Raw genomic sequence first — 20942 nt, 5'->3', positions numbered from 1 at the left:
GGGTTCCAAGTAACTATAAAACTGAGGTGCGCTACGATCGTTAGCAATATTGCAACTCCTCTAAGTACCTCAAGTTCGGTTAGCTTGTTCTCGGTTGTGTTCATGTGGGTTGCGGATAAAGACGCCGTTAGCGCACACTGTTTGGCTTGGGGCTTTCTCATACTGGCGAAAAAAACCCCTCCCGTGAGAGGAGGGGTTGTTAACATCACAAAGATCGTGTTGTCGATACGCCACAAATTGCGACTGTTTTCCTATAACGAAACGACTCAGTTTATACATCGTGGAATATATAGGAATGAGCAAAAACAACAGAACTCCGGCCAAAGCCGCGCCAGGCCTTGAATCCAGCCGGAGCTGCTTGGGCGCCACCCTCGCGCCTCTCAACTCCTTTTCAGCTCACCACTTGCCGGTGGCTTGCCGTTTGCGGACGGCTGCTGTGATGAGTTCTATGGCTTCGGTGCGGCTCACGCGCTGGGCAAAGTCGATAGCGGTCAGGCCTTGCTGGTTTTTCAGCAAGGGATCGGCGCCGGCATCCAGCAGCAGTTTCACGGCCGGTGCTGTGCCGTACTGCGCGGCCATCATCAGCGGCGTGCTGCCGTTCGGTGATTCGGCGTCGATGTAGGCATGGTTTTCCAGCAGCAGGCTCATGATGGCCAGATGGCCCTTGGTGGCGGCGTAATGCAGCGGCGCCCAGCCGGTCTTGTTGACGTCGGCGTCCCTTTTGATCAAGGCGGCTGCCATGTCGAGCTCGCCCCTGATCGCGGCCATCATCAGCGCGCTTTCGTTCTGGGCATTGAGGGCGTTGACATTGGTTTTGGGCCAGTTCAGCAGGGCCTGGGCGGCCTTGAGTGAAGGCTCCTGCAAAGCCAGGTACAAGCCATGCTGGCCTTTGGGGTCGATGGTATTGGCGTCGAAACCGCGCCTCAGCAGCTGCTGGATGCCGGCTGCATCATCCTGCTTGATGGCGATGAAAAAATCTTCGTAAGAACCAGCATTAACGGAAATAAATCCTGTTAAAACAAATAGATATACGATATTTTTAATGTAATTTATGAAGTATTTTTTCATGCCATAACCCCTGAAAAAAGCCGTTCAAAGTTGCGGCTGGTGGCTTCGGCAATGGTTTCAACTGGCACCTGCCGGATCTCGGCCACCTGTTTGGCCACATAGGGCACATATGAGGGGTTGTTGGTTTTTCCGCGGTAAGGCATGGGCGCCAGGTAGGGGCTATCGGTTTCGATCAAGGTGCGGTCCAGCGGCACAAAACGGGCCACTTCGCGCAGGTCGGCTGCGTTCTTGAAGGTCAAAATACCCGAGAACGAGATGTAAAAGCCCAGGTCCAGCGCGGCCCTGGCCACTTCCGCCGTTTCGGTAAAGCAGTGAAAAACGCCGCCTGCTCGCCCTGCGTTGTCGGCTGTTTCGCCCTCTTCTTTCAGGATGGCCAGGGTGTCGGCGGAAGCGCTGCGGGTGTGGATGACCAGCGGCTTGCCGGTCTGGCGGGCAGCGCGGATGTGTGTGCGAAAGCGCTCGCGCTGCCATTCCATGTCGGCCACGCTGCGTTCGCCCAGGCGGTAATAGTCCAGTCCGGTTTCACCAATGGCGACCACTTTGGGCAAGGCGGCGCGCTGTACCAGATCGTCCAGGCTGGGCTCGGTCACGCCTTCGTTGTCGGGGTGCACGCCGACGCTGCACCAGAAGTTGTCGTAGGTGGTGGCCAGCGCATGAACGGCGGCGAACTCTTCGAGCGTGGTGCAGATGCACAGGGCGCGCTCGACCTGGGCTTGCGCCATGGCTTCTCGGATCTGGGGCAACTGGGCCTGGAGCTCAGGAAAACTCAGGTGGCAATGGGAATCGGTGAACATCGGAAAGGCTTTTTTGGTGTCAAAAACGGCTGTAGCCCATACCAAGCGGGCGCAGGCAGCTATCAAAAGTGAAGCGGCCCAGAGAGGGCCGGCGGAGGCTAGATCGTCTGCGTCGGACGGTCTGAAGCCAGGTGCGCGCCGAGGATTTCCTCGATCTTGATCTTCAGCAGGCGGGACTTTTCATCGTTGGGAAACCGCACGCCCACGCCCTGGGTGCGGTTGCCGGAAGCGCGCGCCGGGGTGACCCAAGCCACCTTGCCGGCCACCGGGTAGCGTTGCGTGTCTTCGGGCAGCGTGAGCAGCACGTACACATCGTCACCCAGCTTGTAGTCGCGTGCCGAGGGAATGAAAACGCCGCCTTCGGCGAACAGCGGAATGTAGGCGGCGTACAGAGCGGCTTTTTCCCGGATGGCCAACTGGATGACGCTGGGGCGGGCGGCGCTGGAACTGGTGGCGGTGGCACCGGCAGGAGGCGTTGTACTCATGCCGGTAGTTTATCGGTTTGACCGCCTGGCTGTCAGCAAGAAAAAGCGCTTATCTGGAACTGTTGGAATTGAGCGCCAGTTGCGCCCGGCTGACCAGCGATTCGAGCATCAGGCCCGAGTTGTAGGGGTGTTCCACCGTGCGGGCCGTGGCCGCGAGCTCTTTGGCCCAGGCGCCCAGCACACCAAAGCCAGGGCCGGGTTTGCCGGCAGTCTGCGCCGGCAGGTCTGTGCGGCGGAAGAAGCGCGGCTCGGCGCCGGCCCGGGTGGCCAGCATGTCGTGGCAGAGCTTTTGCAGCGCGTCCACGGCCTGGGCCGGCCCAAAGTCGCTGAGTGCGCCCACCTCGCCCCGGGCCATGGCTTTGGGCAAGGCCTGCCAGTGCTGCGCGACGGCGCTGCTGGCACCGGCTTGCGCTCTTTCGAGCGCATCGGCCGGCCGGCCGCCGGCCGCCGCCAGCAAGGTGTGCAGGTCGGCCGCAGCCGGCAACTTGTTGCCCTTGCCTTCCGGCCCTGCCTGCCCGGCCAGCCAGGCCAGGGCTTCGTCAAAAGCCGGCCAGTGCATGGTGTGGCCCTGGCAACGGCTGCGGATGGTGGGTAGCAGCTGGTGTGCGGCCTCGGTGGCAAGGATGAACTTGACCGCCCCGGGTGGTTCTTCCAGCGTTTTCAGCAGGGTGTTGGCGGTGATCGCGTTCATGCGTTCGGCCGGGTAGACCAACACCACCTTGGTGCTGCCGCGTGAGCGAGTGAACTGGGTGAAGGTGACTGCTTCACGCGCTGCGTCAACCTTGATTTCCTTGCTGGGCTTGCGTTTCTTGCTGTCCAGCTCGTCCTGGGTTTTTTCGTCGAGCGGCCAGCCGAGGGCCAGCGACAGGGTTTCGGGCATCAGTGCGCACAGGTCGGCGTGGGTGTGCACGGCCACCGCGTGGCAGCTGCCGCACACGCCGCAGGCGCCGTCGGCCGTCGGGTTTTCGCACAACCAGGCCCGTGCCAGGGCCAGCGCCAGGTCGAACTGGCCCAGGCCGGACGGACCACTGAGCAGCCAGGCATGGCCGCGCTGAGCCAGCAGATTGCGCAGCTGGGTTTGCAGCCAGGGCGCCAGCGGCACGGCGTTGGCGATTTCCGATTCGGCGCTCATGGCAGCCAACCCCGGGCCTGGAACACCGCATGTACCGAAGACCAGACCGCTTCGCGCGCCTGGTGAGCGTTGATGCGGGCAAAACGCAGCGGGTCGGCGGCCATGCGGTCGGCGTAGCCTTGGGCCACGCGGCGGAAAAACGCCACCGGCTGGGCTTCGAACTTGTCCGGCACGCGGGCGCCGGCCAGGCGCTGGGTGGCTTCTTCGGGCGGCAGGTCGAACCAGACCGTCAGGTCGGGCTGGACAATCGCCGGAGCCGCGCCTTTTCTGCCGAGTTCATGAACAAAATCACGCCCCAGCCCTTGTGCATCCTGGGCCCATAGCTCCAATTTTGATAGCACATCAAGGTCGAACCCGCGTCCGCCCCCCTGGTAGGCAAAGGTTGCATCGGTGAAGCGGTCGCACAGGACCACGTCGCCGCGCGCCAGCGCCGAGGCAATCACGGTGGTCAGGTGGTCGCGCCGGGCCGCAAATATCAGCAGCGCTTCGGTCAGCGGGTCCATCGCGTCGTTGAGGATCAGGGCACGCAGCTTCTCCGCCAGCGGCGTGCCGCCCGGCTCGCGGCTCAGGGTCACGGCCCTGCCCTGTGCGCTGAAGGCGTCGGCCAGCGCAGCGATGTGGGTGGACTTGCCCGCGCCGTCTATGCCTTCGAAGCTGATGAACAGGCCAGACGTCATTGATTCCGTTGGTACTTGTTGACGGCGCGGTTGTGCTCGTCAAGGTTGGGACTAAAGTGGCTGCTGCCGTCGCCGCGCGACACAAAATACAGGGACTTGCTCGATGCTGGCTGCACGGCGGCCAGCAGCGCCGCCTTGCCGGGCATGGCAATCGGCGTGGGCGGCAGCCCGCCGCGGGTGTAGGTGTTGTACGGTGTGTCGGCCAGCAGGTCGCGCCGGCGCAAGTTGCCGTCGAACTGCTCGCCCATGCCGTAGATCACGGTCGGGTCGGTCTGCAGCAGCATGCCGATGCGCAGCCGGTTGCTGAACACCGCGCCGATTTCAGCACGGTCAGAAGGCCTTCCGGTTTCCTTCTCGACGATGCTGGCCAGGACCAGCGCTTCGTCGGAGGTCTTGAGTGGCGTGTCCGGCTGGCGCAGCGCCCAGGCGGCTTCCAGGCGTTTGTCCATGGCGCGCGCCGCGCGTTTGAGCACCGCCAGGTCGCTTGAGCCTTTGGCATAGGTGTAGGTGTCGGGGAAAAAGCGGCCTTCGGGGTGAACTCCCGGCTTGCCCAGCTGCGCCATGATGGCTTCGCCGCTCAGGCCCGCGCTGTCCGGCTTGAGCGCCTCGGCTTTCTGCAGGGCGGCTCGCACCTGGCGGAAGGTCCAGCCTTCGACCAGCGTGACGCTTTTCAGGCTTTCCTCACCCCGCACCAGCATGCTCAGCAGCGTGCGCGGCGTGGTGCCGTGCGTGATCTCGTAGCTGCCGGCCTTGATCTGGCGAGCCTGGCCCGACAGGCGAAACCAGGCATACAGCAGCGTCGGCTCCACATCGACGCCGCTGGCGGCTACAACATTGGCCACACGCTGGGCCGGCGTGCCGGGCTCGATCTCCAGGTCCACCACCTGGCTGCCGGGTTGCGGCTGCAGGCGCAGGGGCTCGTACAGCCACCAGCCCGCAGCACCGAAGCCCAGCAAGCCGGCCAGAAACACCAGCACCAGAAAACTCATGAAGAAACGACGCACAACCCTGTTACCTTCCGGAAAACGATGGCTCCATGATAATTCAGCCCATGTTGACCTCTTCTTCTTCTGAATCCCTTCTTGCCACTCTGCCCATAAACGCCCTGCCATCGGGCGCTGCCGAGCTGGCGCATCTGGGCGTGATTCGCGTGGCCGGCGAGGAAGCCGCCAAATTCCTGCAGGGCCAGCTGACGCAGGACGTCGCGCTGCTGGGCCTGTCCGAAGCGCGCTTGGCGGCGTTCTGCAATGCCAAGGGCCGCATGCAGGCCAGCTTCATCGTCTTCAAACGCAGCCATGAAGAAATACTGCTGGTCTGCAGCCGCGACATTCTGGCCGCCACGTTGAAACGCCTGTCCATGTTTGTGCTGCGCGCCAAGGCGAAACTGAGCGATGCCACGGCCGACTACGCACTTTGGGGCTTGGCCGGGGATGCTATTGACTCCATAGCTGGCGGCACCCGTCCCATATGGGGGAAGGCCGATTTTGATGCTGTAAATCTGGTTTTTCTATACCCCGGCGCAGGCCAGCCACGCGCGCTGTGGTGCGCGCCCGCCGGCAACCCGCCGCCTGCGGGTACGGCCATGCCGCTGGCGCGCTGGCACTGGCTCGAAGTGCAGTCCGGCATTGCCATGATCACCCAAGCCATCTTTGAAGCTTTTGTGCCGCAAATGCTCAATTACGAGTCGGTTGGCGGCGTGAATTTCAAAAAGGGCTGCTACCCGGGTCAGGAAATCGTGGCACGCAGTCAGTTTCGCGGCACGCTCAAGCGCCGGGCCTATGTGGCGCACACCGATGGCGCAGCGCATGTGGGCCAGGAAGTGTTTCATGCCTCCGACGCGGAACAGCCCTGCGGGCTGGTGGCAGCCTGCGCGCCTCACCCCACCGCGGGTTTTGATGTGATCGTGTCCATGCAGACCTCTGCAGCCGCGGACGCAGAAGACGGGCGCTTGACCCTGGGCAGCGCCACCGGCCCGGCGCTGGCACTTCTGCCTTTGCCGTATCCGTTGCTGGAAGATATCTAGTACTGCAACCCGAAAATATCGAAACATGAAAGCGCGTCTTCGCACCCATGGCGGCGTTGCAATCCTTGCGAAGGCGCACAGCCTTCGCTGCGGCTTGCGCCTTGCCCTGGGCGCGAAGCCATCACTTTCATCTTGTTTCGCTACTTCCGGGTTGCAGTACTAGCTTGAGTCCAGGATGTGCCTGATCGCTTTCGCCATCGGCGCCTCGGCACGCTGGCCACTGGTGATTGCCGCCAATCGCGATGAATTCCTGGACCGCCCCACCCTGCCCCTGGCGCGCTGGCACGGCGACGCCGGCACGGAAATCATCTCGGGCCGCGACGCCCGTGCCGGCGGCACCTGGCTGGGCCTGAACCCCGGCGGCCGGATCGCCATGCTGACCAATGTGCGCGGCCCGTCTTCCCTGACCGGCGAAAAATCGCGCGGCGAGCTGGTCACGCGCTGGCTGGAAAGCAGCGACGATGCCACGGCCTTCATGGCGCTGATTGACGGCGCAGCCTATGGCGGCTTCAACCTGGTGTTGGGTGACTTCAAGCAAGGCGCCTGGCACTGGCTCAGCAACAAACCCGGACCTGGCCTGGAATCACGCGCGCTGAAGCCGGGCGTTTACGGCCTGTCCAATGGTGCACTCGACACGCCCTGGCCGAAAACCCTTGGCCTGAAAAAGGCCCTGCATTCCGCCCTGGCGGATTCGGACGAGATGACACTGGAACAGGAGCTGATGGCCGCGCTCAGGGACAGGCGGCGCGCCGGCCGTGAGGACTTGCCGAGCACCGGCGTGCCGCTGGCGCTGGAAGAGGCGCTGTCCAGTGCATTTGTGGATTTTCCGGAACACGGTTATGGCACGCGCTGCAGCACCGTGCTGGTGGCCTCTGCCGCTTCAGACGGCTGGGACATCGCGCTGCAGGAAGTCACGCATGCGCACGGTGTGAACGATACGCCCGGTAGGCAGGGCATCCGGCTGCGCTGGGCCGCCTGATCAAACCTGGCATTTGTTTGTCATGCCGGGCCTGACCCGGCATCCAGGCTGTTTGGCCCGCGAGACATGGACTGCGGATCCAGTCCGCAATGACACGGAAGCGCTTCTGCGTTAACGCGGCGCCAAAGCCTGCACCATCTCGATGTGCGGGATCTCCACTTCCTCAAATTGCTCACCGCGCGGCGCGAAGCCGAGTCGAGCGTAGAAACCTTCGGCGCTACGCTGCGCGTGCAACAGCACCTCGGTGTCGCCGCGCTCCCCGGCCGCGGCCATCAAGGCCTTCAGCAGTTCGCGGCCCAGGCTGGAGCCGCGCAAGACCCGGTTGACCGCCATGCGGCCGATTTTTCCGCTGCCTGCTGCGTGTTGCAGCAGTCGGCCAGTGCCAATCGCCTGGCCCAGGCCGTTGTAGGCCACGGCGTGCACGGCCGTCGCGTCGGCTTCGTCCCATTCCATGTCCATCGGAATGCCCTGCTCCTCGACAAACACGGCCGTGCGAATGGCCGCTGCATGGGTACCCAGCTCGGCCCAGGAGCCGAGCGTGACGCGCACCATGGGCTCGCCGGCTTCATAGCCGGTCAGGATGCGGCGCAGGCCCTCGGGCACCGGCCGCGAGGTTTGCGTCACAGGGTCGGCAAACACGTAGATCAGCTCGCTGGCGATCAGCAACTGGTCGCCGCGGAAAATGGCGCCGGCGAACACCATGGATGAATTGCCGATGCGCGAACACTTCATGGCGACGTCGAGCTGATCGTCATAACGCGCCGAGGCATGGAATTCCACCGAGGCTTTTTTCACATACAGCTCGCCGCCCAGTTCGTGCATGGCTTCTTCATACGGCAGGGCCAGCGCACGCCAGTAGTCGGTGACAGCGGTGTCAAAGTACATCAGGTAATGCGCGTTGAAGACGATTTTCTGCATGTCCACCTCGGCCCAGCGCACGCGCAGCCGGTGGAAAAATCGGAAGTCCTGTCGTTTCATGTCAGTCACTCTATTTATTTTGAAAAGGCGTGGCGCAGCGCGTGCACCGCATGGGCATGGGCCTGCCGGGCTTCGACAATGATGCGGCCCATCTTGATGAACTCATGGGTCACGCCGCGGTAAATCTCGAGGTCTACCGTGACCCCGGCCATGCGCAGTTTATCGGCATAAGCCACCCCCTCGTCGACCAGCGGGTCGCATTCGGCCAGGCCTATCCAGGCCGGCGCCAAGCCATCGACATCCGGCGCAAGCAACGGCGCAAAACGCCAGTCGTTCCGGTCCGCCGGGCTGCGCAAATACTGGCTGAAGAAAAAGTCGATGTGCGAGGCTTCCAGCACAAAACCCTCCGCATAGCGGCGGTGCGAGGGCGAGTCCTGGTGGGGCGCACAGCCGGGGTAGATCAGCAGTTGCAGCTCCAGCGGCATGGCCATGTCGCGCGCCTGGATGGCGCAGGCCGCCGCCAGTGTGCCGCCGGCGCTGTCGCCGCCGACCGCCAGCCGGGTGCCGTCCAGGCCTTTGTCGTCCGCATGAAAGGACAGCCAGGCCAGCGCGTCCCAGGCGTCGTTGGCGGCGGTCGGGAATTGGTGTTCGGGGGCCAGCCGGTAGTCCACCGAAATCACCGCGCAGCCGGCCAGGTGGCTGAGCTGCCGGCACAGGATGTCGTGCGAGGCGATGCTGCCGATGGTGAAGCCGCCGCCGTGGAAGTACATCAGCACCGGTAGCTTGTCGTGCGAAGGCGCGTACAGGCGCAGCGGCAGCGCAAAACCATCGCGCGCCGGGATCGTGAAGTCCTCGACCCGTGCCAGGGGCGCCGGCGGAATCTCCAGCACCCCGGCGCCAGCTTCGTACGCGGCGCGTGCCTGCTGCGGGCTCAGCGTGTGCAGCGGCGGGCGGCTCGCGCGTGCCATGCGCCCCAGCACGTCACGCATCACCGGTGTCAAAGGATCGTTCGGAACAGCGGAATGGGTCATCAGATGAAGAAGGCTGGAGGCAGTGCTATCACCAAAGTGACGGCGCTTCGGGTTTGCTTGCTGGTCAAGGCGCCTCCAGCCATTAAAGTAAAGTCATCCCATCGTACAACGCCCCCTACAAAGAGACACCTCACCATGGCCTTCATTTATTACGTCACCCAGATCCAGTTCGACTACGGCGCGGTCAAGCTGCTCAAGCAGGAGTGTGAACGCGTCGGCATCACCAAGCCGCTGATCGTCACTGACGCCGGCGTCAAGGCGGCCGGCGTGCTGCAAAAAGCACTCGACGCCCTGCCCGGCATGCCCGTCACCGTGTTCGACGAAACGCCGTCCAACCCGACCGAAGCAGCTGTGCGCGCTGCAGCCGCCATGTACAAGGCCAACAACTGCGACGGTCTGATTGCCGTCGGCGGAGGTTCGGCCATCGACTGCGCCAAGGGTGTGGCGATTGCCGCCACGCACGAAGGCCCTCTGACCACCTACGCCACCATCGAGGGCGGCTCGCTCAAGATCACCGACCGCGTTGCGCCGCTGATTGCCGTGCCGACCACCAGCGGCACAGGCAGCGAAGTCGCACGCGGGGCCATCATCATCGTGGATGACCACCGCAAGCTCGGTTTCCATTCCTGGCACATCGTGCCCAGAACCGCGATCTGCGACCCCGAGTTGACCCTGGGTCTGCCCGCCAAGCTGACCGCCGCTACGGGCATGGACGCAATAGCGCACTGCATGGAAACCTTCATGGCGCCCGCCTTCAACCCGCCGGCTGACGGCATCGCCCTCGACGGCCTGCAGCGCGGCTGGGCCAATATCGAACGCGCCACCAAAGACGGCAGCGACCGCGAAGCCCGGCTCAACATGATGAGCGCGTCCATGCAGGGCGCGATGGCTTTCCAGAAAGGACTGGGTTGCGTGCACAGCCTGAGCCATAGCCTGGGCGGCGTCGACCCGCGCCTGCACCACGGCTCACTCAACGCGATGTTTTTGCCGGCAGTGATCCGATTCAACGCCGGCGCCGAATCGATTCAAAAGGAAAAGCGGCTGGAGCGCATGGCGCACGCCATGGGCCTGGCGGCCGGCAGCGATGTCGCCGAAGCCGTGCGCGACATGAATGCCCGCCTCGGCCTGCCCACCGGCCTGGCCGCCATGGGGGTGACGCGCGATCAGTTTCCCGACATCATCAAGGGCGCAATGGCCGACCATTGCCACAAGACCAATCCGCGGATTGCGACGGCGGAGGAGTACGAGGGGATGCTGGGAGATTCGCTGTGACGCTCAAATTCCAATTGCGCCTTGGGGCGCGTAGTTGCTGAACCGAGATTATTGATGCGTACCCGCATTCCCTGGCTGTATCGGCTTGCAACGCTGGTTGCTGCTACGGCATGTGCTGCCTTTATTCTGGCCGGCCGTATCGGCGAGGGCATCAGTGCCTATTATTTTCCTCGCGAGCATCTTCCAGTATCCGAGAAATACTACTGGGGACTGGCAATCGTGACAGGCGTTTTGATTGTGGAAACACTTTTTGCACCGGGGTATCGATACCTTCGCCGCAAGAAAAACACAAAATAGACTTGAGGACCGGCATCCAGATCTCTCAGGCCTGGGCCGAGTTTCTCCGATTTAGCGGGACTGCACAGGTGTCACAGCGCTTCGATACGCCCCAAGTCCGGCTTCTCCAGCCACCCCTGAAACTCCTCAGCCAGCTGCCGGCTCGCCGCCACGGCCGCGTTCCAGACTTTCATGCGGCCTTGCGGGTCCCTGCTGTAGTGCACGAAGTCGTTGCGGTCGGGCAGCTTGCCGTTGGGCAGGGTCTTGATCCACTCGGTGTTGGGTGCAAGCAGCACCATGTTGTCCAGGAAGTGCGTGGCGCCATGCCGCCATTTCAGGCCTTTGTCGAGCCAGCCGGGCACGACGGCTTTCTGGAAGTGTGGGTAGAGCACCAGGCCGGGTAAAACCTTGTTTTGAGGGTCAAAAGTGCCTCCAGCCCCCGTCCCCTCTGCGCCGCCAGCTATCAATTCAGAAGCATAGTTGAGATGCAGGTGGTAATCGGTGATGCCGCCGTCCCAGTAGGCGCCGGGTGGGGCGCCGGGAATGTTGTGCACCGCCTGGAGCATGAAGGGGATGGAGCAGCTGGCCTGCAGCGCCGGGTTGAAGTTGGCTTCGGTCAGCGCCAGCTGGCGCGTGCGGTAGTCGCCGGTGGCAAAGGGAAGCGCTGCGTCCTGGCTTGAAAACACCACCCGCTCCAGCCAGGCACCCATGGCCTTGCGGTGCATGGTGTTGGTCAGGAAGGCACCGAGGTAACCCATGGGTGTGCCTATGCGATGCTCGCGTCGCAGCATGTGGCGCCCGCGCGAAGTGACGATGTGCAAACGGTAGCGTGGGTGCTGCAGCACCTGCTGCACCCGGCCGCCGTAAAAGTCTTTCAGGCTCTGGCCGAACTGCTCGCTGACCAGCTGCGCGGGCGGCAGCTTCTTGCCGGGTGGCGCGGCGATGTGCTGCTGGATGTAGTCGTTCTCCAGGCGCTGAAAGGCGGCAATCGGATCATCAAGGCAAGCGGTGGCCATGCGCCACGCGCCTATGGAGGCACCGACCAGATGCACCTCTTGCTGGCTGCTCGCCAGCCAGTCGCCAAAGATGAAGCGGTCCAGCGGCCCCAGCACCAGGCCCTTGGGGCCGCCTGCGGCGCCTGGCACCACGCGCACGTCCTGCGGGTTCAGGCCGTGCTGTTCAATATGGTGGCGCGCCTTGGGTCCGGCGTAAATGCGGAGGGCTTTCATGATGAAACGCTCATCTCAGGTCAACGCCCACGGGTTAAACAGCTGCGGATACCCCGCAAAGTCCGCTACGTTGCGTGTCACCACGGTCAGGCCGTGGCATTGGGCTGTGGCCATGAGCAAGCCATCGAGAGGAGAGATCGGCTGCCCTTCCAGCTCGGCCTGGGCAGACTGCTGTGCCCAGACGCGCCAAACGGCCGCGTCCAGATGCAAGGTGCGCGCGGCAAAGCGATCCGTCAGCTTGCCCAGCCATTCAGCCAGGTGCGCGGCGCGCGCGGCGCTTCCATCTTTGGCCGCGAGTTTGAAAATACCTTTTTCAATTTCGGCCAGGCTCAAGGCGCTGATAAACAGGCCGGACTCGGTCTGCGCGTCCAGCCAGGCGATGACGCCGGCGTGCGGTTCGCGTTTGGCGTACTCGGACAGCACGCAGGTGTCGAGCAAGGCGTTCACAAGCCCAGCTCGCGCGCCGGGTTGACCGTGCGATTGCGCTCGAACAGCGCCTCGTCGGCAGCGTCCAGTTCAGGACAGCGCAGTGCTTGGGACAGGCTTTGCGCCGGTGCCGCAACCGCCACGAGACGCTCATAGGCTTCCGGTGACATGACAACGGCGGCGGGCACACCATGCACTGTGACGACTTGCGCCGGGCCACTGGCTGCGGCCTTGACGACGGCGCTGAAGCGGTTTTTGGCTTCCTGGAGCTGCCACTGTGGAAGTTGGGTATCGGTGATCTTCGGTGTAAGGGATGCTTGCATGGGACCTCCGGCATTAAAAATCTGGCTAGACTGTCTAGATTATAAGCTTGAAACCCCTGCAACTGCCAAAATTACTCTCTTATTGATAGCTGCCAGTGCAAGCCCAGCAAGGGCCAGAGGCAGATTTCGTGCTTGATTTCCGCCACCCGCCTATTTCTTGAGCCCCGCCAGCTTGCTGAAGGCCGATTCCATGGCCGTTGATGCCGCCGGCTGCGGCGCCCGGCCCTGCCCGCCACCGTAGTTGCCGCCGCGGTTTTGACCCTGTCCCGGCCGGGCGCCTTCAAACCGGTTGTCGCGCGGACCATCGCGTTGCGCCGGCGCGGCGTCCAGCTTCATGGTCAGCCCAATGCGTTTGCGCGCCACGTCCACCTCGGTCACGCGCACTTTGACGATGTCGCCGGTTTTCACGACTTCGCGCGCGTCGGTGACGAACTTGTTGGACAGTTGGCTCACATGCACCAGGCCGTCCTGGTGCACGCCGATGTCGATGAAGGCGCCGAAAGCAGCCACGTTGCTGACCGTGCCTTCCAAGGTCATGCCTTCCTTCAAATCCTTGATGTCTTCCACGCCGTCGTTGAAGCGCGCCACCTTGAAGTCGGGGCGCGGGTCGCGGCCGGGTTTTTCGAGTTCGGCGAGGATGTCTTTCACGGTGATCACGCCGAACTGCTCGTTGGCAAACAGCTCGGGCTTGAGCGTCTTGAGCATGTCAGCGCGCCCCATCAACTCGGCCACCGGCTTGCCGGTGTGTGCCATGATTTTTTCAACCACCGGGTAGGTCTCGGGGTGCACGCCTGTCATGTCCAGCGGGTTGCTGCCAGAGCGCAGGCGCAAAAAGCCGGCACTCTGCTCGAAAGTCTTGGCACCCAGGCCGTTGACTTTCAGCAAATCAGCCCGGGAAGCGAACGCGCCGTTGGCGTCACGCCAGCGCACCACGGCCTTGGCTACGGTGTTGCTCAAGCCGGAGACCCGCGCTAGCAGCGGCACGCTGGCGGTGTTGAGGTCCACGCCGACGCTGTTCACGCAGTCCTCTACGACAGTGTCCAGGCTGCGCATCAGGTCGCTCTGGTTCACGTCGTGCTGGTATTGGCCGACGCCAATGGACTTCGGGTCAATCTTGACGAGCTCGGCCAGCGGGTCCTGCAGCCGCCGCGCAATGCTGGCGGCACCGCGCAAGCTCACGTCCACGTCGGGCATTTCCTGGCTGGCAAATTCGCTGGCGGAATACACGGAAGCACCGGCTTCGCTGACGACCACTTTCTCGATCGCCTGCTCCACCTTGGCCATGCCCTTGATCAGGTCGGCCGCGAGTTTGTCGGTTTCGCGGCTGGCCGTGCCGTTGCCGATGGCGACCAGATTGACGCCGTGTTTCTCACAGAGCTTGGCCAACGTGTGCAGTGAGCCTTCCCAGTCCTTGCGCGGCTCGTGCGGGTACACCGTCGATGTTTCGACCAGCTTGCCGGTGGCGTCCACCACCGCGACCTTGACGCCGGTGCGGATGCCGGGGTCCAGGCCCATCACCACGCGCGGGCCAGCCGGCGCGGCCAGCAGCAAATCGCGCAGGTTGTCGGCAAACACCTTGATCGCGACTTTCTCGGCCTCTTCACGCAGGCGGCTGAACAGGTCGCGCTCGATCGACAGGCTGAGCTTGACCTTCCAGGTCCAGGCCACACATTTGCGCAGCAGATCGTCGGCCGCCCTGCCCTTGTGGCTCCAGCCGAGGTGTACAGCGATTTTTCCTTCCGCAATGCTGGGTTTGCCAGGCTCGGGGATTTCGGGCAGCACCAGCTTGGCGTCAAGAATCTCCAGCCCGCGGCCGCGGAATACCGCCAGCGCGCGGTGCGAAGGCACGCGGCCAATCAGTTCGTCGTAGTCGAAGTAGTCGCGGAACTTGCTGTTGTCGGCGTTGTTTTCGTCCTTGCCGCTGACCAGCTTGGATGACAGCAGGCCTTCGCTCCAGAGCCACTGGCGCAGCATTTGCAGCAGCACGGCGTCTTCGGCCCAGCGCTCGGAAAGAATGTCGCGCACACCGTCAAGCACGGCTTGCACCGTCGTGAAATCGTCGCCGTTCTCGCTTTTCTCGGTTTTGACAAAAGCGGCGGCTTCGTCCGCCGGCACCAGTGCCGGGTTGGCAAACAGCTTGTCGGCCAGTGGCTCGATACCCGCTTCACGGGCAATCTGTCCCTTGGTGCGGCGCTTCTGCTTGAAGGGCAGGTACAGGTCTTCAAGTTCCTGCTTGGTTGGCGCTGCTTCAATGGCGGCGCGCAGCTCAGGGGTCAGCTTGCCCTGCTCTTCGATGCTCTTGAGCACCGATTCGCGCCGCTCCTGCAGCTCGCGCAGGTAGCCGAGGCGGAATTCGAGCTCGCGCAGCTGGATGTCGTCCAGCCCGCCGGTGACTTCCTTGCGGTAACGCGCGATAAACGGCACGGTGGCGCCGCCGTCGAGCAGTTCCACGGCGGTTTTGACCTGGTGTTCCTGAACCTTGATTTCTGCCGCGATCTGGCGAATGATTTTTTGCATGTATTTCTGAAATTGCACTGGAGAAAGTGGGCGAGTGTGCCACACCGCATCTGCCGCCCCGCGGCCAAAAACTCCGCTAACATCTCTCCTCCCCCCTCATCAAACCGGCACACAGGAGTCTCATGGCAGTTGAACAGGGCAGTGAGCTCGTCAAGGTGGTGGTTTTGCTGGCCGCCGGCGTGCTGGCCGTGCCGCTTTTCAAACGCCTGGGCCTGGGTTCCGTGCTGGGTTACCTGGCCGCCGGGCTGGCCATTGGCCCTTTCGGCATGGGCCTGTTCAGCGAAGCCGGAACCATCCTGCACCTGGCCGAACTCGGCGTGGTGATGTTTCTCTTTGTCATCGGGCTGGAGATGCAGCCGACCCGCCTGTGGACACTGCGGCGCCAGATCTTCGGCCTGGGCCTGCTGCAGGTGGTGGTCTGCGGCGCCCTGCTCACGGCGCTGGGCATGGGCGCCGGGCTGAAGCCGGTGGTGGCCTTTATTGCCGCCATGGGTTTTGTGCTGTCGTCCACGGCCATCGTGATGCAGTTGCTCGAGGAACGCGGCGACACCTCGACACCGCGCGGCCAGCGCATGGTGTCCATCCTGCTGCTGGAAGACCTGGCGATTGTTCCGCTGCTGGCCGTTGTGGCTTTCCTGGCGCCTGATGCCAGCGCCGGCGTGTCGCGCTGGGTCAGCATCGGCGTGGCGCTGGCTGCCATCATTGGCCTGGTGGCGGTCAGCCGCTGGCTGCTCAACCCGCTGTTTCGCGTGCTGGCGCGGGCCAAGGCGCGTGAAGTCATGACGGCCGCGGCCCTGCTGGTAGTGCTCGGCTCGGCATTGGCCATGCAATGGGGCGGGCTGTCCATGGCAATGGGCGCCTTCGCCGCCGGCGTGATGTTGTCCGAATCGACCTTCCGCCACCAGCTCGAGGCCGACATCGAACCCTTCCGCGGCATTTTGCTGGGCCTGTTTTTCATGGGCGTGGGCATGTCGCTGGACGTTCCGCTGGTGCTGGCCGACTGGCCGCTCATCCTTGGCGGTGTGTTGGCCTACATGGCGCTCAAGGGGGTTGGCATTTACACGGTGGCCCGCATCACCAAGTCAAACCATGGCGACGCCTTGCAACGCACCGCCATGATGGCCCAAGGCGGCGAGTTCGCCTTCGTGCTGTATTCGGCGGCGGCGGCGGCCGGCATTGTGGAAGCCAATGTCAATGCCATCCTGACGGCCGCCATCATCATCTCGATGGCGCTGACGCCGCTCGCGGTGTTTGCGCTGCGCTGGTTCCTGCCGGACAAGCCCGAGCAGGACATGCACGGTGTGGAGCGCGTGGAAGAAACCGATGGCCTCAAGGGCAGCGTGCTCATCATCGGCTTCGGCCGCTTCGGCCAGATTGCCAGCCAGTCGCTGCTGGCGCGCGGCATCGACATTGCCATCATCGAAAACGACACCGACATGATCCGCGCGGCCGCACAGTTCGGCTTCAAGGTGTATTACGGCGACGGCACGCGCCTGGACGTGCTGCATGCCAGCGGCGCCGGCCATGCGCGTGCCATATTGGTCTGCGTTGACAAAAAGGAAGCCACCAGCCGCATCGTGGAACTGGCCAAGCATGAATTTCCGTTGACGCCGGTGCTGGCGCGTGCTTATGACCGCCAGCACGCGATCGAATTGATCCGCAGTGGTGTGGACTACCAGTTGCGTGAAACCCTGGAGTCGGCCATGGTTTTCAGCAGCGAAGCACTGCGTCGCCTGGGCGTGGAAGAGACCGAAGTGGTTGAAATTGCCGAAGACATCCGCCGCCGCGATGCTGAACGCCTGCAGTTGCAGCTGTGCGGCGACATCAGCAGCGGCATTGACCTGATGCATGGCGGGCGCTGGACCCCGACCCCGCTGACACGGCCCAGGCAAACCGGCAAGGCGCTCAATGAAGAGGCGGCCGAAGCCCTGGAGCCGGTTGCTGCCGCTGCATCCAGCGCGCCGGAGCCGGCCGGCGCGGGAAAACCGGGTTAACCCGGCTGAGACCGACTGATCCAGCCCTTAGGCGCTCGCGCGGAGAGGCTTTTTTCCTACATACAGCGCCGGCAGCGATGGCCATGATGAAAGCTTCATTTCCTGGAGCCGACCATGCGTATCCGAACCATTTTGCTGATTGTTTCCATTGCCCTCATGGCTGGCTTTGCAGCGCTGAACATGGATGAATTCTCCCGCCCTTCCATGTTGAGCCTGGGCGTCACCACGGTGCAGGCGCCGCTGGGCATGGTCATGCTGGTGCTGCTGGTGGCGGTGTTGCTGGTGTTCCTGGCCACCACGCTCTACATCCAGAGTACCCACCTGCTCGAAATGCGCCAGTCCACCCGTGCGCTGGCCACCCAGCGCGAGCTCGCCGACAGAGCCGAAGCTTCACGTTTTACCGAGCTGCGCCATTACCTGGAAGTCCAGGCACAAAACGCCCAGCAACGCGAAGCCGCGCATGCCACGGTGCTGGCCGAGCGCCTGGCCCAGACGCAGGACGCGCTGGTGGCCAAAATCGACCAGTCCGGCAACACGCTGGCTGCCTACATCGGGGAACTGGAAGACCGCCTGGACAGCCGCGATGCTGTCCGGCCAGCACGTGTGGACACGCCTTCCTTGCTGTGAACCCTGCTTCACAGGCCTGGACTGCCGTGTAAGAAGCGGCGCTGCCGCACGACCAACAGGGGTTACCGTTTCACGAGGACCCTGCCATGGCTACACACGCTTCCAAATTCATAGCTTCCTGCGCTTTACTGGCGGGGGCTACAGCCACATTTGGCATGCAAAACCAGTGCGCCACCAGTTCCGGCCCATTGGTGACGCCGGTGCTGGAGCTGTACACCTCCGAAGGCTGCAGCTCCTGCCCGCCCGCCGACCAGTGGGCCTCAGCCCTCAAAGGCAAAGACTTGGTGGTCCAGGCCTTTCATGTGGGCTACTGGGACTACATCGGCTGGGTGGACCGCTTCGCCGCGCCTGCGCATACCACGCGCCAGCGCGAAGTTGCCGGCAGGAACCGGCTACGAAGCATTTACACGCCGCAGGTGGTCGTCAATGGCCGCGACTGGCCCCAATGGCGCGGTGCGGAACACCTCATCAGCGGCCGGAAGGAAGCCTCCCAGATCCGCATTGAGCTCAGGCAACTGGCAGCAGATCAGTTCGAAGCCATGGTCACGCCAGTCAACGCGGCGGCACCGGTGCCGGCGTGGGCTGCCTACTGGACAGTCACCGAGCACGGCCACACCTCGAAAGTGAAGGCTGGCGAAAATGCCGGTGAATTCCTGAAACACGATTTCGTGGTGCGGCAATACACCCAGGCTGGCGACTACAGAAGCGCTGATGCCGCTCCGAAAAAACTGACCTTTCGCAGCATTGCCGCCACGCCCGGCCACGAGCGCCAGGTCAATCTGGTGGTGTTTGAACCGTCCAGCGGAAAAACCCTGCAGGCGCTGAGCCTGCAATGCGCCGCCTGACCCAACGGTCAGTCGCATGAAGAAGATACTGTTCCTGGCCAGCTCCCATGCGGTAGTTTTACTGCTGGGATTTTTGCTGGGCATTTACCTGCTGCCTATCCTGACAGCACCTCAAACACCTTCGCTCGCCAGCATCATGGCGATTGCGGGCAGTTCGGAGTTCAAGGGGAATTTTCGCCGTGACCTCCAGGGCAGCGACCTGCTGCACTGGGGTGAGGGTGAAGTTTCGGTAGGCAAACAAACCATTGCATTGATGGGCAAGATCGCGCCCGGCCCGGACTACAAGCTGTACCTGGTGCCGGAGTTTGTTGAAAACGAAGCCCAGTTCCTCAAACTCAAGGCCCGGTCCGCACGTGTCGGCGATATCAAGACTTTCGAGAACTTCATCGTGCCCGTGCCGGAGGGCGTGGATATCGCTGCCTACACCACCGTCCTGGTCTGGTGCGAGACCTTTTCGGAGTTCATCTCGGCAGCGAAGTACCGGTAGCCGCTGCTGCACCGGCCTCAAACAGACAGCCTCAGGCGCAGACGATCTTCGCGGATTCGGCTTCCGCTAACAGCCAGCGGACGAAATCCTGCGCATCGCTGTTGCTGGCCGAACGCGGCGCCATGTTCACAAAGTAGCCGAATCTCGACGCGGCTCCGCTAAACGGCGCCACCAGCCTGCCGTCGCGCAGCAGTTCCGCCAGCAGCGGCAGGCGGCCAATCGCCACGCCCTGCCCGGCCACCGCGGCGGCCACCACATCGGAGTACTGCGAAAACCGCAAGGTGTTTTTCATGCGCAGGTCCGGCAGGCCCATCACCCGGAACCAGGGTTCCCAGTCCATCGTCAGGGCCTGGCCCTGCGGCATGTCGGTCGCCAGCAAGGTGTGGTTGGCCAGGTCAGCCGGCTTTTTCAGAGGCAAGGCGCGGTTCTTCAGCAAGGAGGGGGCGCACACCGGTGTGACGGTTTCCTCGAACAGGGAACGGCCCGGCGCATGCTCGATGGTCCTCAAACGGACCGACACGTCGATGCCGCTTCGCTCCATGTCAAGCACTTCCAGTGTGGCGGAAATCCGCACGTCCACGCCCGGGTGCGTGGCTGTAAAGCCGGACAGGCGCGGAATCAGCCACAGCGATGCAAAGCCGGGCGTGGTGGTGATGGCCACCTGCCGCAGCGCCGTGGTGGTGCGCACGCTGGTGGTGGCGTCGCGCAGGCGTTCCAGGCAATCGCCAACGGCACGGTGCATGACACGGCCGGCATCCGTGAGCACCAGCGCGCGGTGGCGGCGCTCAAACAGCGGCACGCCCAGGTCTGCCTCGAGTTGCTGGATCTGCCGGCTGACGGCTGATTGCGTCAGGAACAGTTCGGCGGCGGCGACTGTGAAGCTCAGGCTGCGCGCAGCCGCCTCAAAGCTGTAAAGCAGCTCCAGCCGCGGCAGTTCGCTGCGGCGTATGCCCTGGGCGAGCACCAGGGGGGATGCTGACTTCACATTCGGTAGCGGCATGCGAAAGATTCCAAATGAACGTTTGAACACTCTGGGGTCGGCCAGTATATTCATTTCCATACCGAATGTGAAACCGAAAGAGAGGCCTGCCATGCCGACCGATTCAAGCCCCTTTGCCCTGACCCTTGCCCACCAGGCGATGTTCAGCGTGTCCGACGCCGCCGGCGTGCAGATCCTCTGCCACGAGGGCAGCCTGTGGGTCACGCTCGATGATGATCCGCGCGATATCGTGGTGGACGCCGGGGGAAGCTTCCTGACCACGGAACACCGCCGCGCGCTGATCTACGCGATGGAGCCGTCTTCCCTCAGCCTGGTCGTGGCACCCGCGGTTGCCGCGGCGCGCCCTGCCGGACGAACGCGGGCAGCCCCCGGCGTCAAGGTGACGTTTGCACTTCAGCCCGCCTGAGGCGCATCGTTTTGCCGGCCCGAACCGGCCGGCATCCGGTGGGCCAGGGTGTGTTTCATCACCTCGATGCCCTGCGCCATCATGGCGTCAATAAATCCGGCCAGCTCGGCCGGCAACACGTCGGTGATCCAGACAAAGCGCGTCCGGTCTTCAGCTTCGGCAAATACCTGCGCCGACGCCTGGTGGTGCGTCGCCTTGCCGCCCACCGCTGAATAGCAGAGGCGGCGGGCGGACTCGTCGAGGCCGACCAGCAATTCACGCGCCACCAGGCCGCTGGCGAAGGTCACCACGCGCGTGTCCTCTTCCAGCCGGCAGTCGGTCACGAAGCCGGGCGCCAGGCGCCGGTGCACGGCGCCGAAGTCGCGCAACGCGTCCCACACCTGGTTCACGCCGGCCTCGACGATGAATTCCCTGTAAACCGTGGTCATGGTGT

The 20942-nt window shown here is 63.5% G+C and carries 23 protein-coding genes; 9 read left to right on the top strand and 14 right to left on the bottom strand.

Annotated elements, in window-relative coordinates:
* Positions 1-396: 396 nt before the first annotated feature.
* From ABI660_RS05460 to mltG, 6 genes are all read right to left on the bottom strand, one after another.
* Positions 397-1068 carry an ankyrin repeat domain-containing protein gene (locus tag ABI660_RS05460; RefSeq protein WP_348065747.1) on the bottom strand — a complete coding sequence of 224 codons (672 nt, stop codon included), beginning with the start codon at positions 1066-1068 and terminating at the stop codon, positions 397-399.
* Entirely contained in the window at positions 1065-1862 is a 798-nt protein-coding gene (locus ABI660_RS05455; RefSeq protein WP_348065745.1) for a TatD family hydrolase, read from the bottom strand. The genes ABI660_RS05460 and ABI660_RS05455 overlap by 4 nt, the downstream gene beginning before the upstream one ends.
* A gap of 98 nt (positions 1863-1960) precedes the next feature.
* Entirely contained in the window at positions 1961-2347 is a 387-nt protein-coding gene (locus ABI660_RS05450) for a PilZ domain-containing protein (RefSeq protein WP_348065743.1), read from the bottom strand.
* Between the two features lie 49 nt (positions 2348-2396).
* Positions 2397-3479, bottom strand: a complete 1083-nt coding sequence (locus tag ABI660_RS05445; protein WP_348065741.1) for a DNA polymerase III subunit delta' — start codon at positions 3477-3479, stop codon at positions 2397-2399.
* A complete protein-coding gene (gene tmk, locus ABI660_RS05440) occupies positions 3476-4156 on the bottom strand; it encodes a dTMP kinase (RefSeq protein WP_348065739.1) in 681 nt (226 codons plus the stop codon). Before tmk ends, ABI660_RS05445 begins: the two co-directional genes overlap by 4 nt.
* Positions 4153-5160 (bottom strand): endolytic transglycosylase MltG, encoded by a 1008-nt coding sequence (gene mltG, locus ABI660_RS05435; RefSeq protein WP_348065737.1) that lies wholly within the window; start codon positions 5158-5160, stop codon positions 4153-4155. Before mltG ends, tmk begins: the two co-directional genes overlap by 4 nt.
* A 32-nt stretch (positions 5161-5192) precedes the next feature.
* Between mltG and ABI660_RS05430 the strand changes: the two genes are divergently transcribed.
* Together ABI660_RS05430 and ABI660_RS05425 are read left to right on the top strand one after the other, a co-directional pair.
* The gene (locus ABI660_RS05430) at positions 5193-6179 is read left to right on the top strand and encodes a folate-binding protein (RefSeq protein ID WP_348065735.1); all 987 of its coding nucleotides are present in this window, start codon (positions 5193-5195) and stop codon (positions 6177-6179) included.
* Between the two features lie 175 nt (positions 6180-6354).
* Positions 6355-7158, top strand: coding sequence for an NRDE family protein (locus ABI660_RS05425; protein WP_348065733.1), 804 nt, complete (start codon positions 6355-6357; stop codon positions 7156-7158).
* A 111-nt stretch (positions 7159-7269) separates the two neighbouring features.
* Here the strand turns inward: ABI660_RS05425 and ABI660_RS05420 are convergent, their stop codons facing one another.
* Together ABI660_RS05420 and ABI660_RS05415 are read right to left on the bottom strand one after the other, a co-directional pair.
* Entirely contained in the window at positions 7270-8136 is an 867-nt protein-coding gene (locus ABI660_RS05420) for a YbgC/FadM family acyl-CoA thioesterase (RefSeq protein ID WP_348065731.1), read from the bottom strand.
* Positions 8137-8150: 14 nt separating this feature from the next.
* On the bottom strand, positions 8151-9107 hold the full coding sequence (locus ABI660_RS05415) for an alpha/beta hydrolase (protein ID WP_348065729.1): 957 nt from the start codon (positions 9105-9107) through the stop codon (positions 8151-8153).
* Between the two features lie 135 nt (positions 9108-9242).
* Here ABI660_RS05415 and ABI660_RS05410 point away from each other — a divergent pair, with 135 nt between their 5' ends.
* On the top strand, positions 9243-10379 hold the full coding sequence (locus tag ABI660_RS05410; RefSeq protein ID WP_348065727.1) for an iron-containing alcohol dehydrogenase: 1137 nt from the start codon (positions 9243-9245) through the stop codon (positions 10377-10379).
* 54 nt (positions 10380-10433) lie between these two features.
* Complete coding sequence (locus ABI660_RS05405) at positions 10434-10676, top strand: hypothetical protein (protein WP_348065725.1); 243 nt, start codon at positions 10434-10436, stop codon at positions 10674-10676.
* A gap of 71 nt (positions 10677-10747) precedes the next feature.
* On the opposite strand, the gene ABI660_RS05400 is transcribed toward ABI660_RS05405, so the two are convergent.
* From ABI660_RS05400 to ABI660_RS05385, 4 genes are all read right to left on the bottom strand, one after another.
* A complete protein-coding gene (locus ABI660_RS05400) occupies positions 10748-11884 on the bottom strand; it encodes a phospholipase (protein ID WP_348065723.1) in 1137 nt (378 codons plus the stop codon).
* A gap of 15 nt (positions 11885-11899) precedes the next feature.
* The gene (locus ABI660_RS05395; RefSeq protein ID WP_348065721.1) at positions 11900-12331 is read right to left on the bottom strand and encodes a type II toxin-antitoxin system VapC family toxin; all 432 of its coding nucleotides are present in this window, start codon (positions 12329-12331) and stop codon (positions 11900-11902) included.
* Positions 12328-12633, bottom strand: a complete 306-nt coding sequence (locus ABI660_RS05390) for a type II toxin-antitoxin system Phd/YefM family antitoxin (RefSeq protein WP_348065719.1) — start codon at positions 12631-12633, stop codon at positions 12328-12330. The genes ABI660_RS05395 and ABI660_RS05390 overlap by 4 nt, the downstream gene beginning before the upstream one ends.
* Before the next feature lie 150 nt (positions 12634-12783).
* Complete coding sequence (locus tag ABI660_RS05385; protein ID WP_348065717.1) at positions 12784-15150, bottom strand: Tex family protein; 2367 nt, start codon at positions 15148-15150, stop codon at positions 12784-12786.
* A 122-nt stretch (positions 15151-15272) separates the two neighbouring features.
* Here ABI660_RS05385 and ABI660_RS05380 point away from each other — a divergent pair, with 122 nt between their 5' ends.
* From ABI660_RS05380 to ABI660_RS05365, 4 genes are all read left to right on the top strand, one after another.
* Positions 15273-17144: a monovalent cation:proton antiporter-2 (CPA2) family protein gene (locus tag ABI660_RS05380; protein WP_348065715.1), complete on the top strand. Its 1872-nt coding sequence runs from the start codon at positions 15273-15275 to the stop codon at positions 17142-17144.
* Positions 17145-17258: 114 nt separating this feature from the next.
* Positions 17259-17771 carry a hypothetical protein gene (locus ABI660_RS05375; protein ID WP_348065713.1) on the top strand — a complete coding sequence of 171 codons (513 nt, stop codon included), beginning with the start codon at positions 17259-17261 and terminating at the stop codon, positions 17769-17771.
* A 155-nt stretch (positions 17772-17926) separates the two neighbouring features.
* Entirely contained in the window at positions 17927-18616 is a 690-nt protein-coding gene (locus tag ABI660_RS05370; protein ID WP_348065711.1) for a DUF1223 domain-containing protein, read from the top strand.
* A gap of 16 nt (positions 18617-18632) precedes the next feature.
* Positions 18633-19103, top strand: coding sequence for a DM13 domain-containing protein (locus ABI660_RS05365; protein WP_348065709.1), 471 nt, complete (start codon positions 18633-18635; stop codon positions 19101-19103).
* A 31-nt stretch (positions 19104-19134) separates the two neighbouring features.
* Here the strand turns inward: ABI660_RS05365 and ABI660_RS05360 are convergent, their stop codons facing one another.
* Complete coding sequence (locus ABI660_RS05360; protein WP_348065708.1) at positions 19135-20103, bottom strand: LysR substrate-binding domain-containing protein; 969 nt, start codon at positions 20101-20103, stop codon at positions 19135-19137.
* 67 nt (positions 20104-20170) lie between these two features.
* Between ABI660_RS05360 and ABI660_RS05355 the strand changes: the two genes are divergently transcribed.
* Entirely contained in the window at positions 20171-20509 is a 339-nt protein-coding gene (locus ABI660_RS05355) for a DUF2917 domain-containing protein (RefSeq protein ID WP_348065706.1), read from the top strand.
* On the opposite strand, the gene ABI660_RS05350 is transcribed toward ABI660_RS05355, so the two are convergent.
* Complete coding sequence (locus ABI660_RS05350) at positions 20497-20937, bottom strand: SRPBCC family protein (RefSeq protein WP_348065704.1); 441 nt, start codon at positions 20935-20937, stop codon at positions 20497-20499. The two genes, ABI660_RS05355 and ABI660_RS05350, sit on opposite strands and share 13 nt — an antisense overlap.
* Between the last annotated feature and the right edge of the window lie 5 nt (positions 20938-20942).

This window comes from Polaromonas sp. (assembly GCF_039930745.1).
Lineage (GTDB): Bacteria > Pseudomonadota > Gammaproteobacteria > Burkholderiales > Burkholderiaceae_C > Polaromonas.
Note: the sequence above shows the minus strand (reverse complement) of the source record. Positions and strands in the feature narration are given on the sequence as shown.

Coding starts and splice junctions, on each gene's coding strand:
- ABI660_RS05370 (WP_348065711.1), top strand. CDS start 17,927: ATGCAAAACCAGTGCGCCACCAGTTCCGGCCCATTGGTGACGCCGGTG.
- ABI660_RS05420 (WP_348065731.1), bottom strand. CDS start 8,136: ATGAAACGACAGGACTTCCGATTTTTCCACCGGCTGCGCGTGCGCTGG.
- ABI660_RS05425 (WP_348065733.1), top strand. CDS start 6,355: ATGTGCCTGATCGCTTTCGCCATCGGCGCCTCGGCACGCTGGCCACTG.
- ABI660_RS05380 (WP_348065715.1), top strand. CDS start 15,273: ATGGCAGTTGAACAGGGCAGTGAGCTCGTCAAGGTGGTGGTTTTGCTG.
- ABI660_RS05375 (WP_348065713.1), top strand. CDS start 17,259: ATGCGTATCCGAACCATTTTGCTGATTGTTTCCATTGCCCTCATGGCT.
- ABI660_RS05365 (WP_348065709.1), top strand. CDS start 18,633: ATGAAGAAGATACTGTTCCTGGCCAGCTCCCATGCGGTAGTTTTACTG.
- ABI660_RS05430 (WP_348065735.1), top strand. CDS start 5,193: ATGATAATTCAGCCCATGTTGACCTCTTCTTCTTCTGAATCCCTTCTT.
- ABI660_RS05350 (WP_348065704.1), bottom strand. CDS start 20,937: ATGACCACGGTTTACAGGGAATTCATCGTCGAGGCCGGCGTGAACCAG.
- ABI660_RS05390 (WP_348065719.1), bottom strand. CDS start 12,633: ATGCAAGCATCCCTTACACCGAAGATCACCGATACCCAACTTCCACAG.
- ABI660_RS05445 (WP_348065741.1), bottom strand. CDS start 3,479: ATGAGCGCCGAATCGGAAATCGCCAACGCCGTGCCGCTGGCGCCCTGG.
- ABI660_RS05455 (WP_348065745.1), bottom strand. CDS start 1,862: ATGTTCACCGATTCCCATTGCCACCTGAGTTTTCCTGAGCTCCAGGCC.
- ABI660_RS05360 (WP_348065708.1), bottom strand. CDS start 20,103: ATGCCGCTACCGAATGTGAAGTCAGCATCCCCCCTGGTGCTCGCCCAG.
- ABI660_RS05400 (WP_348065723.1), bottom strand. CDS start 11,884: ATGAAAGCCCTCCGCATTTACGCCGGACCCAAGGCGCGCCACCATATT.
- ABI660_RS05405 (WP_348065725.1), top strand. CDS start 10,434: ATGCGTACCCGCATTCCCTGGCTGTATCGGCTTGCAACGCTGGTTGCT.
- ABI660_RS05385 (WP_348065717.1), bottom strand. CDS start 15,150: ATGCAAAAAATCATTCGCCAGATCGCGGCAGAAATCAAGGTTCAGGAA.
- ABI660_RS05410 (WP_348065727.1), top strand. CDS start 9,243: ATGGCCTTCATTTATTACGTCACCCAGATCCAGTTCGACTACGGCGCG.
- tmk (WP_348065739.1), bottom strand. CDS start 4,156: ATGACGTCTGGCCTGTTCATCAGCTTCGAAGGCATAGACGGCGCGGGC.
- ABI660_RS05415 (WP_348065729.1), bottom strand. CDS start 9,107: ATGACCCATTCCGCTGTTCCGAACGATCCTTTGACACCGGTGATGCGT.
- ABI660_RS05450 (WP_348065743.1), bottom strand. CDS start 2,347: ATGAGTACAACGCCTCCTGCCGGTGCCACCGCCACCAGTTCCAGCGCC.
- ABI660_RS05460 (WP_348065747.1), bottom strand. CDS start 1,068: ATGAAAAAATACTTCATAAATTACATTAAAAATATCGTATATCTATTT.